The organism is Lysobacter gummosus (genome assembly GCF_001442805.1).
Taxonomy (GTDB): domain Bacteria; phylum Pseudomonadota; class Gammaproteobacteria; order Xanthomonadales; family Xanthomonadaceae; genus Lysobacter; species Lysobacter gummosus.
Map to the genome: position 1 here is coordinate 2,987,648 of NZ_CP011131.1, position 14,414 is coordinate 3,002,061.

Sequence of the window (14,414 nt, forward strand, 5' to 3'; positions counted from 1 at the left end):
TGGCGCATGCATAGATTCCGGCACTGGATCGACGGCGAGCCGCGCGATGCGGCCGGCGGCCGTTGGCTCGACGTCTTCGATCCGGCCAATGCGCAGCCGTATGCGCAGGTCGCCGCCGGCGACGCGGAGGATGTCGAAGCCGCCATCGCCTCCGCCAAGGCCGCGTTCCCGGCCTGGTCGGGCCTGCCCCACAGCGAACGCGCGCACTGGCTGGAAGCCCTGGCCGCGGCCCTTGAGGCCCGCCTGAACGAGTTCGCCCAGGCCGAATCGCGCGACGGCGGCAAGCCGATCCGGCTCGCGCGCGAGGCCGAGATTCCGCGCGCCGTCGCCAACCTGCGCTTCTTCGCCCAGGCCGCGACCCAGTTCGCGAGCGAATCCCATCACGGCCAGGCCGGGCTCAACTACACCTTGCGCGCGCCGCTGGGCGTGGTCGCGACGATCTCGCCGTGGAACCTGCCGCTGTACCTGTTCACCTGGAAGATCGCGCCGGCGCTCGCGGCCGGCAACACCGTGGTGGCCAAGCCCTCGGAGGTCACCCCGGCCACGGCGGCCATGCTCGGCGAGTTGTGCGCGCAGATCGGTTTTCCGCGCGGCGTGCTGAACATCGTGCACGGCCTGGGGCCGCAGGTCGGCGAACCGCTGGTCGGCCACCGCGACGTGCGCGCGGTGTCGTTCACCGGCAGCACCGCGGTCGGCCGGCGCATCGCCGGCATCGCCGCGCCGCTGCTGCGCAAAGTCTCGTTGGAGCTGGGCGGCAAGAACCCGACCCTGATCTTCGCCGACAGCGACTGGCGCGCGAACCTGGATGTGCTGGTGCGCTCGGCGTTCCAGAACTCCGGGCAGATCTGCCTATGCGGTTCGCGCATCCTGATCGAGCGCGGCATCTACGCCGAAGTCCGCGACGCGCTGGTCGAACGCGCGCTCGCACTGAAGGTCGGCGAGCCCAGCGATGAAACCACCGCCCTCGGCCCGCTGGTCTCGCAGGCGCATTTCGACAAAGTGATGGCAGCGCTGGCCCGCGCCCGCGACGAAGGCGGCCGCGTGCTGTGCGGCGGCTCGGCGCTGGATCGGCCCGGCTGGTATGTCGCGCCCACGCTGATCGAAGGCCTGGGCCCGGACTGCGCGAGCAATCGCGAGGAAATCTTCGGGCCGGTCGCGACACTGCAGGCCTTCGACGACGACGAACACGCCTTGGCCCTGGCCAATGCCAGCGACTACGGCCTGAGCGCTTCGCTGTGGACACGCGATCTCAACCGCGCCCACCGCGTCGCCGCGCGCCTGAACGTGGGCATGGTCTGGATCAACACCTGGCTGCAACGCGACCTGCGCACGCCGTTCGGCGGCACCGGCGCGTCCGGCCTCGGCCGCGAAGGCGGCATCGAGGCCATGCGTTTTTTCACCGACGCGAAGAACGTCGGTCTTCACCTGGGATGACCGCTGCATGAGTTCCAAAGATTCAAATTCCAACAGTTCCGGCGTAGCTGGCGAGGCCAACGCCGGCGCTTCGACCACGCTGGACGATCTGCTCGAACGCAATCGCGAGTGGTCCGAACGCATCAACGCCGAAGACCCGCAGTTCTTCGACCGCCTCTCGCATCAGCAGGCGCCGGAGTATCTGTGGATCGGCTGCTCGGACTCGCGCGTTCCGGCCAACCAGATCATCGACATGGCGCCGGGCGAGGTCTTCGTCCACCGCAACATCGCCAACGTGGTGGTGCATACCGACCTGAACTGCCTGTCGGTGATCCAGTACGCGGTCGATGTGCTCAAGGTCAAACACATCCTGGTCGTCGGCCACTACGGCTGCGGCGGCGTGCACGCGGCCCTGCACGGGCTGCGCGTGGGTCTGGCCGACAACTGGCTGCGCCATGTCAGCGATGTCGCCGACAAACACGTGGGCTGCATCGCCCACGTGCACGAGAGCGAGCGTCACGACCGCCTGTGCGAGCTCAACGCGATCGAGCAGGTACAGAACGTCTGCCTGACCACGGTGGTGCGCGACGCCTGGTCGCGCGGCCAGCCCTTGAGCGTGCACGGCTGGGTCTACAGTCTGCGCAACGGCCGCGTGCACGACACCGGCATGAACGTGGATTCCTTCGAGGCCCTGCAACCGGCCTACGACCGCGCCGTCGCCAAGGTCCACTCCACCCACGGCGGCTCGCCGCGATGAGCCGGTCGGTGCGCACCGGCGACGCGCCCAGGCCGGTCGGCTTGTACCCGCATGCGCGCTGGGTCGGCGATCTGCTGTTCCTGTCCGGGATCGGCCCGCGCGATGCGGCCAGCAACGCCATTCCCGGCAACGTCCACGATGCGCAGGGCCGGCTGATCGCGTACGACATCGATCTGCAATGCCGCTCGGTGTTCGCCAACGTGCGCGCGGTGCTGCAGGCCAGCGGCGCGAATTGGGACGATCTGGTCGATGTGACCGTGTATCTGACCGACATGGAGCGCGATTTCACCGCCTATAACGCGGTGTGGGCGGAGTATTTCCCGGATATCGACCGCGCCCCGTGCCGCACTACCCTGGGCATCACCGCGTTGCCCACGCCGATCGCGATCGAACTCAAATGCATCGCGCACCTGCGCGGCGCCGCCACGGAGTAAGACCCATGCTTCCCGGACCGATCAACCTCGCCGCCTGGATCGAAGAGCATCGCCATCTGCTCAAGCCGCCGGTCGGCAACAAGGTGATCTACGTGGGCGACTTCATCGTCATGGTGGTCGGCGGCCCCAATCAGCGCACCGACTACCACTGGGACGAAGGCCCGGAATGGTTCTACCAGCTCGAGGGCGAGATGGTCCTGCGCATCCAGGACACGCTTTCCGACGGCAGCAGCGCGGTGCGGGACATCCCGATCCGCGCCGGCGAGACCTTCCTGCTGCCCGCGCGCGTGCCGCATTCGCCGCAGCGCATGCCCGATTCGATCGGGCTGGTGATCGAGCGCAAGCGCCTGCCGCACGAAGACGACGGCCTGCTGTGGTACTGCGAGCAGTGCAATCACAAGATCTACGAGGAATATTTCCACCTGCACAACATCGAAACCGACTTCCCGCCGGTGTTCGAGCGTTTCTATTCCTCGCGCGAGCACCGCACCTGCAAGAACTGCGGTCACCTCAACCCGGCGCCCGCGCGCTATGTGATGCCGGACACCTGAGGCCGCGATGCTCAAGATCGACACCCATGCCCATTACCTGCCGCGCGACTGGCCCGATCTGGCGCGCAAGTTCGGCGACGACCGCTTTCCGGTGATCCATCACACCGACGACGGCCGCCATCGCATTTACAAGGACGGCAAGTTTTTTCGCGAAATCTGGTCCAAGACCTGGGACCCGCAGGAGCGCATCGACGACTACACGCGCTTCGGCGTGCAGGTGCAGGTGATCAGCACGGTGCCGGTGATGTTCAGCTACTGGGCCAAGGCCAATCAGGCGCTGGAACTGCATCAGGCGCTCAACGATCACATGGCCCAGGCCTGTCGCGACAATCCGCGCCATTACGCCGGCATCGGCACGGTGCCGCTGCAATCGCCGCGGCTGGCGGTGCAGGAGCTGGAGCGCTGCATGGACCAACTGGGCCTGCAGGGCTGCCAGATCGGCAGCCACGTCAACGACTGGAATCTCGACGCCCCGGAACTGTTCGAATTCTTCGAAGCCGCCGCCGATCTGGGCGCGGCGATCCTGGTCCATCCCTGGGACATGATGGGAACGCCCAGCATGCCCAAGTACTGGCTGCCCTGGCTGGTCGGCATGCCGGCCGAGCAATCGCGCGCGGCTTGTTGTCTGGTGTTCGGCGGCGTGCTGGAACGCCTGCCGAAGCTGAAGATCTGCCTGGCCCACGGCGGCGGCAGCTTCCCCTACACCATCGGCCGCATCGAACACGGCTTCAACATGCGCCCGGATCTGGTCGCGACCGACAACCCGCGCAATCCGCGCGATTACCTGTCGCAGTTCTACTTCGATTCCTGGGTCGCCGATCCGCGCGCCCTGCAATATCTGCTCGATACCTGCGGCGTATCGCGGGTGATGCTCGGCACCGACTATCCCTTCCCGCTCGGCGAACAGACTCCGGGCGCCGGCATCGCCTCGTTGAACCTGGGCGAAACCGAGCAGGCGCGGCTGTATCACGGCACCGCGCTGGAATGGCTGGGGCTGTCGAAGTCGCGCTTCGCATGAGTCTTGCCCCGCACTGCCCGCCCCACTTTTGTCCTGGACTTCGATGACCGACCTGCATTCGCCCGCCCACGCCGCCGCGCTCGACGCCGCCGACCCGCTGCCGAGCTTGCGCGGCGAATTCCTGATCCCGAAGCATCGCGACCGGGAACAGACCTACTTCGTCGGTAATTCGCTCGGCCTGCAGCCGCGCGGCGCGCGAGCGCATGTCGAAGAGGTCATGGACAAATGGGCGATGGAAGCGGTCGAAGGACACTTCACCGGCCAGGCGCAGTGGATGCCGTACCACGAACTGGTACGCGAACCGCTGGCGCGCGTGGTCGGCGCGTTGCCGCACGAAGTGGTCGCGATGAATTCGCTGACCGCCAATCTGCATCTGATGATGGTCAGCTTTTACCGGCCCACACGCGAGCGGCCGGCGATCCTGATCGAAGCCGGCTCGTTTCCGTCGGATCGCTACGCCGTCGCCTCGCAGATCGCCTTTCACGGCTTCGATCCGGACACCGACCTGATCGAACTCCAGCCGGACGAACCCGGCGGGCTGATTTCGATGGAGAGCATCGAGCGCGCGATCGCGCAGCACGGCCCGCGTCTGGCACTGGTGCTGTGGCCGGGCGTGCAGTACCGCACCGGGCAGGCCTTCGATCTGGACCGGATCGTGCAGCTGGCGCATGCGCAGGGCGCGGTGTGCGGTTTCGATCTGGCCCATGGCGTCGGTAATCTCGAATTGGCGTTGCACGACAGCGGCGTCGATTTCGCCGTGTGGTGTCACTACAAATATCTGAATTCCGGCCCCGGCGCGGTCGCCGGCTGCTTCGTGCACGAGCGCCACGCTCACAGCGATCGCCCGCGTTTTGCCGGCTGGTGGGGGCATGAGACCTCGACCCGCTTCTGCATGGGCCCGCAGTTCGTGCCGACCCCGGGCGCGGACGGTTGGCAGCTGAGCAATCCGCCGATCCTTGGGCTGGCGCCGCTGCGCGCGTCGCTGGATCTGTTCGACCGGGTCGGCATGCGCGCCTTGTGCGAGAAATCGCGGCGCCTGACCGGTTACCTGGAATCCCTGATCCGCGACCGCCTGAGCGACACCCTCGACATCCTGACTCCGTCCGCGCCGGAACAGCGCGGCTGTCAGTTGTCGCTGCGCGTGATCGGCGGCCGCGGCCTGACCGGCCGGCCGGCGGGACGGGCCTTGTTCGACTATCTGGCCGAGCACGGCGTGCTGGGCGATTGGCGCGAACCGGATGTGATCCGCATCTCGCCTGCGCCGTTGTACAACACGCATGTGGATGTGCTGCGGTTTACTGAGGTGGTGGAGCACTGGAGGCGCGGTTGAACCGATCGCACGGCTCGGCGTACACCATGATTCACCTGCCGAGCGAATCCACCCGCCTCGGCGTCCTCACCTGCCGTCATTCCCGCGAAGGCGGGAATCCACAGTGAGGTCGATGTGGCCAGATCGCCCGCCGTTTACATACTCGCCAGCGCCAAGCGCGGCACCTTGTACATCGGCGTCACCTCCGACCTGGTCCGGCGGATATGGCAACATCGCGAGCATGCCGCGGATGGTTTCGCCACTCGCTACAACGTCGATCGACTGGTCTGGTACGAAATGCACGACACGATGGAAAGCGCCATCCTTCGCGAGAAACGGCTGAAGAAATGGAACCGCGAATGGAAGATTCGACAGATCGAGGACACCAACCCGACGTGGAGGGATCTGTGGCCGGACATCGCCAGTACGTTCTGAAGTCTCTGGATTCCCGCCTGCGCGGGAATGACGGTCTGGAGGGTTTCACCCGACAACCAATCAACACGCAGTCGATGGCAGGGCCTACCACTTGAATACCCCCAACCACATCACCCTGATCGGCGCAGGCCTCGCCGGCGCCCTGCTCGCCACCCTGCTCGCCCGCCAGGGCTGGCAGGTGGACGTGTATGAGAAGCGTGGCGATCCGCGCCTGAAGGGTTACGCCGGCGGCCGCTCGATCAATCTGGCGCTGGCCGAACGCGGCCGTCACGCGCTGCGGCTGGCCGGCGCGGATGAGGCGGTCATGGCCCAGGCGGTGATGATGCGCGGGCGCATGGTGCATTTCCTCGACGGGCGCACCGACCTGCAACGCTACGGCCGCGACGACAGCGAGGTCATCTGGTCGGTGCATCGCGGCGAGCTCAACGTGATCCTGCTGCAGATCGCCGAGGATGCCGGTGCCAAGCTGCATTTCCACCGCGGCCTGAGCGCGGTCGATTTCGACGCGCGCATCGCCCGCTTCAACGACGATCGCGACGACAGCACGCACGAGATCGTCTTCGACAGTCTGGTCGGCGCCGACGGAGCCGGTTCGGCGCTGCGCGCGGCGATGAATCAGGCCACCGATCTGGGCGAGCGCACGGAATTCCTCGGCCATTCCTACAAGGAACTGGAAATCCCGCCGGCGCCCGACGGCGGCTTCAGCATCGAGGCCAACGCCCTGCACATCTGGCCGCGCGGCCGCTACATGTGCATCGCCCTGCCCAACGACGAACGCACCTTCACCGTCACCTTGTTCCTGCCCAACGAGGGCGAGCCGAGTTTCGACAGCATCCGCACCGGCGCCCAGGCGCGGACGTTGTTCGAACGCGACTTCGCCGACGCCCTGCCGCTGATTCCGCAGCTGGAACGCGATTTCGAGCACAACCCGACCGGCTTGCTGGCGACCTTGTATCTGGACCGCTGGCATCTGGACGACCGCGCCGTGTTGCTGGGCGACGCCGCGCACGCGATGGTGCCGTTCCACGGCCAGGGCATGAACTGCGCCTTCGAAGACTGCGTCGCCCTGGCCGAGCGCCTGCTGGCCGGCAACGACCGCGCCCAGGCCTTCGCCGATTTCCAGCAACAGCGCCTGCGCAGCGCCCGCGCGATCCAGGCGATGGCGCTGGAGAACTATCTGGAAATGCGCGACCGCGTCGACAACGACGACTACCTGCTGCAACGCGCACTGGAACGCGAACTGGCCGAGCGCCATCCGGATCGCTTCATGCCGCGCTACGCGATGGTGACCTTCCACCGCATGCCGTACGAGGTCGCCTTCGAACGCGGCCAGCGCCAGCGCGAGCTCTTGGTCGAGCTCACCCGCGGCCACGACAGCCTGGACTCGCTGGACTGGAGCGCAGTCGATGCGGCCGTGCGCGAACGCCTGACCCCGTTGCCGGCGGACGCCTGACCATGCCCGCGAGCTTTCTGTTCTACGACCTGGAAACCTTCGGCGCCGATCCGCGCACGACTCGCATCGCCCAGTTCGCGGCGATGCGCACCGATGCCGATCTCAACGAAGTCGAAGCGCCGATCAGCGTGTTCGTCAAACCCGCCGACGATCTTCTGCCCTCGCCCGCGGCCACGCTGATCACCGGCATCGCCCCGCAGGACGCCCTGCGCGACGGCGTCAGCGAGGCGGAAATCTTCGCGCTGATCTTCGACGAAATGGCGCGGCCGGAGACCTGCAGCGCCGGTTACAACTCGCTGCGCTTCGACGACGAGTTCGTGCGCCACGGTTTGTTCCGCAATTTCTACGATCCTTATGAGCGCGAGTGGCGCGGCGGCAATTCGCGCTGGGACCTGCTCGACGTGCTGCGGCTGGCGCATGCGCTGCGCCCCGACGGGCTGATCTGGCCCAAGCGCGAGGACGGCGCGACCTCGTTCAAGCTCGAGCATCTGGCCACCGCCAACGAGGTCCGCATCGGCGACGCGCACGAAGCGCTGTCGGACGTGCGCGCGTTGATCGGCATCGCCCGCAAGTTCAAGCAGGCGCAGCCCAAGCTGTGGGAGTACGCGCTGCGCCTGCGCGACAAGCGCTTCGCCGCCGGCCTGCTGGACGTGATCGCGATGACGCCGGCGCTGCACGTCTCGCAGCGCTATCCGGCCGCGCGCCTGTGCGCGGCGCCGGTGATCCCGCTGTCGCGGCATCCGCGCATCGACAATCGCGTGCTGGTGTTCGATCTGGCCCAGGACCCGCAGGCGCTGCTGACCTTGGCGCCCGATGAAATCGCCGACCGCCTGTATACGCCGTTCGCCGATCTGCCCGAGGGCGAGGAACGCGTCGCGCTGAAGGAAGTGCATCTGAACCGCTGCCCGGCGCTGATCGCTTGGAATCATCTGCGCCCGGCCGATTTCGAGCGCTTGCAGATCGATCCGGCCGTGGCCGAACGCCGCGCCGCGCAGATTCGCGAAGCCGGCCCGGAACTGGTCGAGAAGGTGCGCCGGGTCTACGCCAACGATCAGGCGCGCGCCCCGTCGGACGTCGACGCCTCGCTCTACGACGCCTTCATCGGCGACGGCGACAAGCGCCTGTTCCGCAACGTGCGCACCACCCGGCCAGAAGCGCTGGGCGCGGCCGCGTTCGAATTCCGCGACGCGCGCCTGCCCGAGCTGCTGTTCCGCTATCGCGCGCGCAACTGGCCGCAAACGCTGAGCCCGGCCGAGCATCAGCGCTGGAACGACTATCGCCGGCAGCGCCTGTACACCGAGTCCGGGATGTCGGAATACAGCTTCGATCGCTTCCACGCCGAGCTGCTGCAGGCCCGCGCCGCGGCCGGCGAGGACGGCGCCAGGCAGGCGCTGCTCGATCGCCTGGAAGCCTGGGCCGGCGAGATCGATCGGGATCTGAATGCTTCAGCTTGATTGCGATCCGGCCGGGCGCGTAACCGCATTGCCCTGCGTTCATGGCCGGCCCGCTTGGAATCTGTGCGGTCGCCGCTATATGTGAGGCAGGCGACGTTTGTGGGAGGGGCTCAAGCCCCTCCCACAGAATCCGCCGCCGCCGCGCACGAACCGATCTCCGCCGCTTCGCCTCCAGCTTTCGAGACATTTGAATGAGCCGCTACTTCTCCGAAGCCAGCTTCAAGTTCCTGCGTTCGCTGGCGCGCAACAACAATCGCGAATGGTTCCACGCGCACAAGGACGCCTACGAGCAGCACGTGCGCGGCCCGTTCCTGAGCCTGCTCGGCGACCTGCAGCCGGTGCTGGCGCAGGTCAGCCCGCATTACCGCAGCGAGCCCAAGACCGTCGGCGGCTCGCTGTTCCGCATCCATCGCGACACCCGCTTCGCCAACGACAAGACCCCGTACAAGAACTGGCAGGGCGCGCGCCTGTTCCATGAGCGCAGCCGCCAGGTCGAGGCGCCGTCGTTCTACATCCACCTGCAAGGCGGCGAATGCTTCATCGCCTCGGGCGTGTGGCATCCGCAGCCCGACTCGCTGCGCAAGATCCGCCACTTCGTGTTCGACAACCCCGGCAGCTGGAAGGCGGCCGCGCACGATCCCAAGTTCCGCCGCCGCTTCGACCTGGACGATAGCGAAATGCTGACGCGCTCGCCGCGCGGGTTTCCGCCCGAGTTCGAGTTCGCGGAGGATCTGCGCCGCAAGAACTTCGTCGCCCTGCGCGCGCTCGACGACGAAACCATGACCGGTCCGCGTCTGCTCAAGACCCTGGAGAAGGATCTGACCGGGTTGGCGCCGTTCACCGATTACCTGTGCGCGGCCCTGGATCTGGAGTTCTGAGCGCAGCGGGCTATGCCGCGGTAACCATACTAGCTCCGGCCGGGAGCGAATATGACCGGATATCCCGCGGAGCGTAAACCGAGCGCATCTTTGCGCAGTGAAAACGCCGGTTCAGGGCGCTTGGCCTGAATCAGTCCGCGGCTCGACCGCGACCGGCGAGCATCGCCGTCCGGACCTGCCAAGCACCCGCGATTCCGAGTCCGAATCTCGATGGGAATCCGCTGCCGTTCCGGTATCGTGAGCGCCAGTCCGCCCCATCGCCGAGCCGCGCTTGCCCACCGCCGAATTCCGCCGTTACGCGCTGTTCTACCTCGGCTATTACGGCGCGCTCGGCGCCTATACGCCTTATATCGGCCGATGGGTCAGCGCCAACGGTCACGGCGCGTATGCGGTCGGGGCGATGTTGGCGCTGTGGTATGGGGGCCGCATCCTGGCGCCGCCGACCTGGGCGCGACAGGTCGCCCGCAGTTCCGCGCCGGGCCATTGGCTGGTCGCCGGCTGCGTGATCGCGCTGGCGATGTTCGCCGGCTTCCTTCAATTCGATCATGGCGCGATGCTGTTCGTGGTCATGGGCGCGTTCGCGCTGTTCTTCAACGCGGTGATGCCGCAGTTCGAGGCGATGACCTTGAACGCGCTGGGTACGCGCAATCACGATTACGGCAAGATCCGCATGTGGGGCTCGGTCGGGTTTCTGCTCGTGGCCGCCAGCTACGGTTGGCTGCTCGACCGGCTCGGCAACGACGCTTTCGTCTGGCTCACCCTGCCCTGGGTGGCGTTGACCGCCGCCGCGGCCTGGTTGCATCGCGCCGACCCGCCCTCGCCCGCGCCTGAAGCCGGCGCGCCGCGCGAACAACTGTGGCGACGGCCCGGCGTGCGCGCCCTGCTTGGCACGGCGATGCTGATGCAACTGGGCTTCGGTCCGTTCTATGTGTTCTACACCTTGCAACTGCAGGCGCATGGCCACGACGGCTTCGCGGTCGGCTTGCTGTGGGCGATCGGCGTGCTGTGCGAGATCGTGATGTTCTGGCAGGCGCCGCGCTTGGTGCAGCGCTTCGGCGCGCACCGGTTGATGGCGGCGTGTCTGCTCGCCACTGCGCTGCGTTGGATTCTTGTCGCGTTCTTCGCCGACTCGTTGGCCTGGATGGCGGTGGCGCAGACCGGCCACGCGGTGAGCTTCGCCGCTTTCCACGCAGGCTGCATGCGGCGCATGGCCGAACTGTTTCCGGCGCGGCGCGACATGGCCTCGGCGCAAGGCATGCTGTACGGCTTCAGCGGCGGCATCGGCGGCGTGCTCGGCGCGGGCATGGCGGCGTTCTTCTGGCAGCACGGCGGCGGCGCGGCGGCGTTCGTGGCCGGCGCGGTCTGCGCACTGTTGTCGCTGGCCGTGCACTTGGGCACGCAGCGCCGGACCAGCACCGCGCCAGCCGCTGAGACATAAGCGAGCACGCGGGCCGGTCGCGATCGAGCGCGTAATGGCAAGCAAGTCGGGGGCTGCGCGGTTCGACGGCTTCGGACGAACCCTGATTCCCAGTGTCTGCCTCTATTTAGCCCTTCTTCGCCATCTGGAGTCGCTGCATGTACATAAGCCATGAAACTCCAAGCCAAATCCAGACGCGATTGCGGCGCGTCGTCGCCGCTGCGGATCTGGTCTGGTACGACGGTCCGTATGCGTTCTATGAGCTGCCGAAAAACGAACTCGGCCTCGACACGTTGAGCGGGGCTTTGGCGGCGGTCGCGGACGATGAGGTCTGGAGCATTCTCAAGTCGGCCGATCGACCCGCGACGGAAACCTTCGCCGTGTTTTCGTTCCACTTCCAGGACGGTCTGGACAACAGCGGCTTCGTCGGCTGGCTGGCGTCGGAACTCAAGCGGCGGCTGGGCACGGGCGTGTTCGTGGTATGCGGCCAGAACTCCCGGCGTGGCGGCATTTTCGATTATTGGGGCGTACCGGTGTCGATGCGCGATCTGGCTGCGCAAGCCATCGACGATCTTCGAGCTTCGCCCGTCGAAGACAATCGCGGCGGCGTCTAGGCCGCACCGGCGCGGATCGGTTTCCCGATCGACGTCATCGCATCGATGACTTCGACGGGCTGCCGCATATCCATCCTGCCCACAAAAGAAGGGACGAAACATCGCAGCTGCGCCCAGCCGCGACGCGGTAGCCGCCAGAGCCCATTTGCGCTGGCGTTTGGCGGATCTGTGCGCTGAGTCGTTTCCGCCTCCGGCAGCGATCACGTTTTGCCGCACCGCGCTGCGGCGCTGCGGCATGACAGCAACATTCGCCCGCGTATGCTCGGTCGATCGCCGTGCAGGAACGCGCGGCATATCGACCGAAGGCCTGCGGGCAGGACGCCCGTGATCTCGCGCCCTCGGCCTCTTGGGGAGGAGACATGCATCAGCTTCGCATCACGCAGCGGCCGCTCGCCGCGGCGCTGCTCGCGGCCGCGCCTTTGTTCGGCCTGTCGTTGCTCGCCGCGCCTTCGGCCGCGCACGCCGCCGCCACCGGCGTCGCCTTCGTGCACGGCACCGGCAAGCAGACCAACGCCTACCAGGATTACTGGCAACCCGCGATGGTCGACAGCGTCCGCGGCGGCCTGGCCAATCCGTCCAACTACACCGTGGTCAACTGCGATTTCGAGCAATACATGTGGGACAGCCGCGCCGCCGGTTGCCTGGCCCAGCAGCTCACCGATTTCATCAACGCCCGCGGCATCACCCAGCTGATCGTGATCACCCATTCCAACGGCGGCAACGTGATGCGCTGGATCATGTCGAACCCGACCTACGACAGCCGCTACCCGAACATCATCAGCAAGATCGTGCGAGTCGACGCCATCGCGCCGTCCTCGGCCGGCACGCCGCTGGCCGACGCGGCCATGAACGGCAACGCCTTCGAACAAGCCGTCGGCTGGCTGCTGGGCTACAAGTCCGACGCGGTGAAGATGCAGCAGGTCAGCTGGATGGCGACCTACAACGCGAACAATCTCTACGGCACGTCCGGACGCCCCGCCCTGCCCAAGACCTTCCGCGCCGTGGTCGGCACCGACGTGGATTCCTCGCCGTTCGACAGCGACAGCTATTGCGGCGGCTATACCGAGAACGTCGGCCTGGAGACCACGCAGAACTGGTTGAACAGTTGCTCCGACGGCTTCCTCAACTGCTCCAGCCAATCGGCCGCGGGCAGCGTGTGGTTCCAGGACAAGCAGCGCACCGCCGGCGCCGAACCGCTCAGTCACAACCAGAGCCGGCGCGCGTGCTTCAACCTCAACACCATCCTGCGCAGCGACATGACCCCGTGAGGCCGACGACCATGCGAACGATATTGACCCTCGCCCTGCTCGCGGCGCTCAGCGATGCAGCGGCGGCCGATGCGCCGATGCTGCCGGCCGCGAAATCCGATCAGATTCCGCAACGCCTGGCCGTGCTCGCCGCGCCCAAAGCCGCGTCCGAACGCGCGCCCATGCAGTTTTCCTGGGCGCTGAACCCCGATGCCGGACTCGTCGCCGATGCCGCGCCTGCCGTGGTGGAAAGCCGCGAGTACTGGCAGGAAACCGACGGCGCCGCCTTGCAGCGCGGCCTGGACATCGCCACCAGCGCGCCGGGCGCGTTGATCCGGGTCAGCCCGGTCGCGGGCGCGACTAAGGTCGCCGCCGACGCGGTGCGCATCACCCAGGGCGGACGCAACATCGGCGCGGCCAAGCGCACCGGCGCCGAGCAACTGCAGGCCGCCGGCCTCGCGGTCGGCGCCGGCACCGCCGCGGTGCAACTCGGCGCCGACGCCGCGCCGGGCCACTACGCGGTGCAGGTCGCCCAGGCCAGCGGCCGTTACGTCGTGCACGTGTTCGAACCGCGCAGCGACGTGCGCCTGCTCGCTCATCTCAGCCGCGATCACGCCCTGGCCGGCGGCACGCGCGAAGTCGTGGTCGACCTCAAGCGCGGCGACGCCACGCTGAAGGCCGAGGGCGGCGCGCTGCTGGTGGCGCCGTCGGGCCGCAGCTGGCCGCTGGCTCTGAAGCGCGCCGGCGACGGTACGCTGCGCGCATCGGTGCCGTTGCCGAGCGATGCCGGCGAGCAACCGCCCGGGCTGTGGGAAGTGCAGGTGTTCGCCGGCGACGGCGAGATCCAGCGCGATGCGCGCACCGCGATCGCGGTGGCTCAGCCGACCGCCAAGCTCGATGGCGCGTATGCCTTCGACGCCGGCAAGCTCAGCTTCGGCCTGCCCTTGCGCGCGGCCTCGCCGGGCCGCTTCGAAGTGCGCGGCACTCTGTACGCAAGCAACGCCCGGCGCGAACTGCGTCCGGTGGCGATCGCGCACAGCGCGCAGTGGCTCGACGGCGGCGCGGCGCGGATCGAACTCGCGTTCGATCGGACTCAGTTGCCCAAAGGGTATGGCGCGCCGTACGAGTTGCGCGATGTCGAGCTCAACGATCAGACGCGGTTGGCGCCGATCGAGCGGCGGCAGCGGGTGGCTCGGGTGGGGCGTTGAGGGCGGCCGAGCGCAATCCATACAAGCCAAAGCGGCCCTCATCCGCCCTCCGGGCACCTTCTCCCGCTTGCGGGAGAAGGGTTCAACACACCGCCTCGGCATTGAGCCCCTCTCCCGCTCGCGGGGTGAGGCGACGCGGCTTGCGAGCCACTGGCTCGCGCGTCGCCGAACGCCCGAACGCCATGCGTTCGGGCCGGGGGCGGGGTTGGGGTGAGGGCAGCAAGGC

The 14,414-nt window shown here is 67.4% G+C and carries 14 protein-coding genes; all 14 read left to right on the top strand.

Translation table 11 applies throughout. From position 1 onward, the window contains the following. Positions 1–6 precede the first annotated feature (6 nt). The 14 genes from LG3211_RS12035 (at position 7) to LG3211_RS12100 (ending at position 14,188) form a co-directional block, all read left to right on the top strand. Positions 7–1,434, top strand: a complete 1,428-nt coding sequence (locus tag LG3211_RS12035; protein ID WP_057943060.1) for an aldehyde dehydrogenase — start codon at positions 7–9, stop codon at positions 1,432–1,434. A gap of 7 nt (positions 1,435–1,441) precedes the next feature. Next, complete coding sequence (gene can / locus LG3211_RS12040) at positions 1,442–2,170, top strand: carbonate dehydratase (protein WP_083512494.1); 729 nt, start codon at positions 1,442–1,444, stop codon at positions 2,168–2,170. Beyond that, positions 2,167–2,604, top strand: coding sequence for a RidA family protein (locus LG3211_RS12045; RefSeq protein WP_057943061.1), 438 nt, complete (start codon positions 2,167–2,169; stop codon positions 2,602–2,604). The genes can and LG3211_RS12045 overlap by 4 nt, the downstream gene beginning before the upstream one ends. A 5-nt stretch (positions 2,605–2,609) precedes the next feature. Next, positions 2,610–3,155 carry a 3-hydroxyanthranilate 3,4-dioxygenase gene (locus tag LG3211_RS12050; RefSeq protein WP_057943062.1) on the top strand — a complete coding sequence of 182 codons (546 nt, stop codon included), beginning with the start codon at positions 2,610–2,612 and terminating at the stop codon, positions 3,153–3,155. 7 nt (positions 3,156–3,162) lie between these two features. After that, positions 3,163–4,173: an amidohydrolase family protein gene (locus LG3211_RS12055; RefSeq protein WP_057943063.1), complete on the top strand. Its 1,011-nt coding sequence runs from the start codon at positions 3,163–3,165 to the stop codon at positions 4,171–4,173. A 43-nt stretch (positions 4,174–4,216) separates the two neighbouring features. Then, positions 4,217–5,503 (top strand): kynureninase, encoded by a 1,287-nt coding sequence (kynU, locus tag LG3211_RS12060; protein WP_057945439.1) that lies wholly within the window; start codon positions 4,217–4,219, stop codon positions 5,501–5,503. 114 nt (positions 5,504–5,617) lie between these two features. After that, a complete protein-coding gene (locus LG3211_RS12065) occupies positions 5,618–5,917 on the top strand; it encodes a GIY-YIG nuclease family protein (RefSeq protein WP_057943064.1) in 300 nt (99 codons plus the stop codon). A gap of 91 nt (positions 5,918–6,008) precedes the next feature. After that, a complete protein-coding gene (locus tag LG3211_RS12070) occupies positions 6,009–7,370 on the top strand; it encodes an FAD-dependent oxidoreductase (protein WP_237049875.1) in 1,362 nt (453 codons plus the stop codon). 2 nt (positions 7,371–7,372) lie between these two features. Next, entirely contained in the window at positions 7,373–8,824 is a 1,452-nt protein-coding gene (sbcB, locus tag LG3211_RS12075) for an exodeoxyribonuclease I (RefSeq protein WP_057943065.1), read from the top strand. A gap of 191 nt (positions 8,825–9,015) precedes the next feature. After that, positions 9,016–9,702, top strand: coding sequence for a DUF2461 domain-containing protein (locus tag LG3211_RS12080; RefSeq protein ID WP_057943066.1), 687 nt, complete (start codon positions 9,016–9,018; stop codon positions 9,700–9,702). 271 nt (positions 9,703–9,973) lie between these two features. Beyond that, the gene (locus tag LG3211_RS12085; RefSeq protein WP_057943067.1) at positions 9,974–11,140 is read left to right on the top strand and encodes an MFS transporter; all 1,167 of its coding nucleotides are present in this window, start codon (positions 9,974–9,976) and stop codon (positions 11,138–11,140) included. A gap of 137 nt (positions 11,141–11,277) precedes the next feature. Continuing rightward, complete coding sequence (locus tag LG3211_RS12090; protein ID WP_057943068.1) at positions 11,278–11,733, top strand: DUF6196 family protein; 456 nt, start codon at positions 11,278–11,280, stop codon at positions 11,731–11,733. Positions 11,734–12,092: 359 nt separating this feature from the next. Then, positions 12,093–13,001 carry an alpha/beta hydrolase family protein gene (locus LG3211_RS12095; RefSeq protein ID WP_057943069.1) on the top strand — a complete coding sequence of 303 codons (909 nt, stop codon included), beginning with the start codon at positions 12,093–12,095 and terminating at the stop codon, positions 12,999–13,001. A gap of 11 nt (positions 13,002–13,012) precedes the next feature. Further along, a complete protein-coding gene (locus LG3211_RS12100) occupies positions 13,013–14,188 on the top strand; it encodes a DUF4785 domain-containing protein (protein ID WP_083512496.1) in 1,176 nt (391 codons plus the stop codon). Positions 14,189–14,414: the final 226 nt, after the last annotated feature.

Coding starts and splice junctions, on each gene's coding strand:
- LG3211_RS12035 (WP_057943060.1), top strand. CDS start 7: ATGCATAGATTCCGGCACTGGATCGACGGCGAGCCGCGCGATGCGGCC.
- can (WP_083512494.1), top strand. CDS start 1,442: ATGAGTTCCAAAGATTCAAATTCCAACAGTTCCGGCGTAGCTGGCGAG.
- LG3211_RS12045 (WP_057943061.1), top strand. CDS start 2,167: ATGAGCCGGTCGGTGCGCACCGGCGACGCGCCCAGGCCGGTCGGCTTG.
- LG3211_RS12050 (WP_057943062.1), top strand. CDS start 2,610: ATGCTTCCCGGACCGATCAACCTCGCCGCCTGGATCGAAGAGCATCGC.
- LG3211_RS12055 (WP_057943063.1), top strand. CDS start 3,163: ATGCTCAAGATCGACACCCATGCCCATTACCTGCCGCGCGACTGGCCC.
- kynU (WP_057945439.1), top strand. CDS start 4,217: ATGACCGACCTGCATTCGCCCGCCCACGCCGCCGCGCTCGACGCCGCC.
- sbcB (WP_057943065.1), top strand. CDS start 7,373: ATGCCCGCGAGCTTTCTGTTCTACGACCTGGAAACCTTCGGCGCCGAT.
- LG3211_RS12080 (WP_057943066.1), top strand. CDS start 9,016: ATGAGCCGCTACTTCTCCGAAGCCAGCTTCAAGTTCCTGCGTTCGCTG.
- LG3211_RS12090 (WP_057943068.1), top strand. CDS start 11,278: ATGTACATAAGCCATGAAACTCCAAGCCAAATCCAGACGCGATTGCGG.
- LG3211_RS12095 (WP_057943069.1), top strand. CDS start 12,093: ATGCATCAGCTTCGCATCACGCAGCGGCCGCTCGCCGCGGCGCTGCTC.
- LG3211_RS12100 (WP_083512496.1), top strand. CDS start 13,013: ATGCGAACGATATTGACCCTCGCCCTGCTCGCGGCGCTCAGCGATGCA.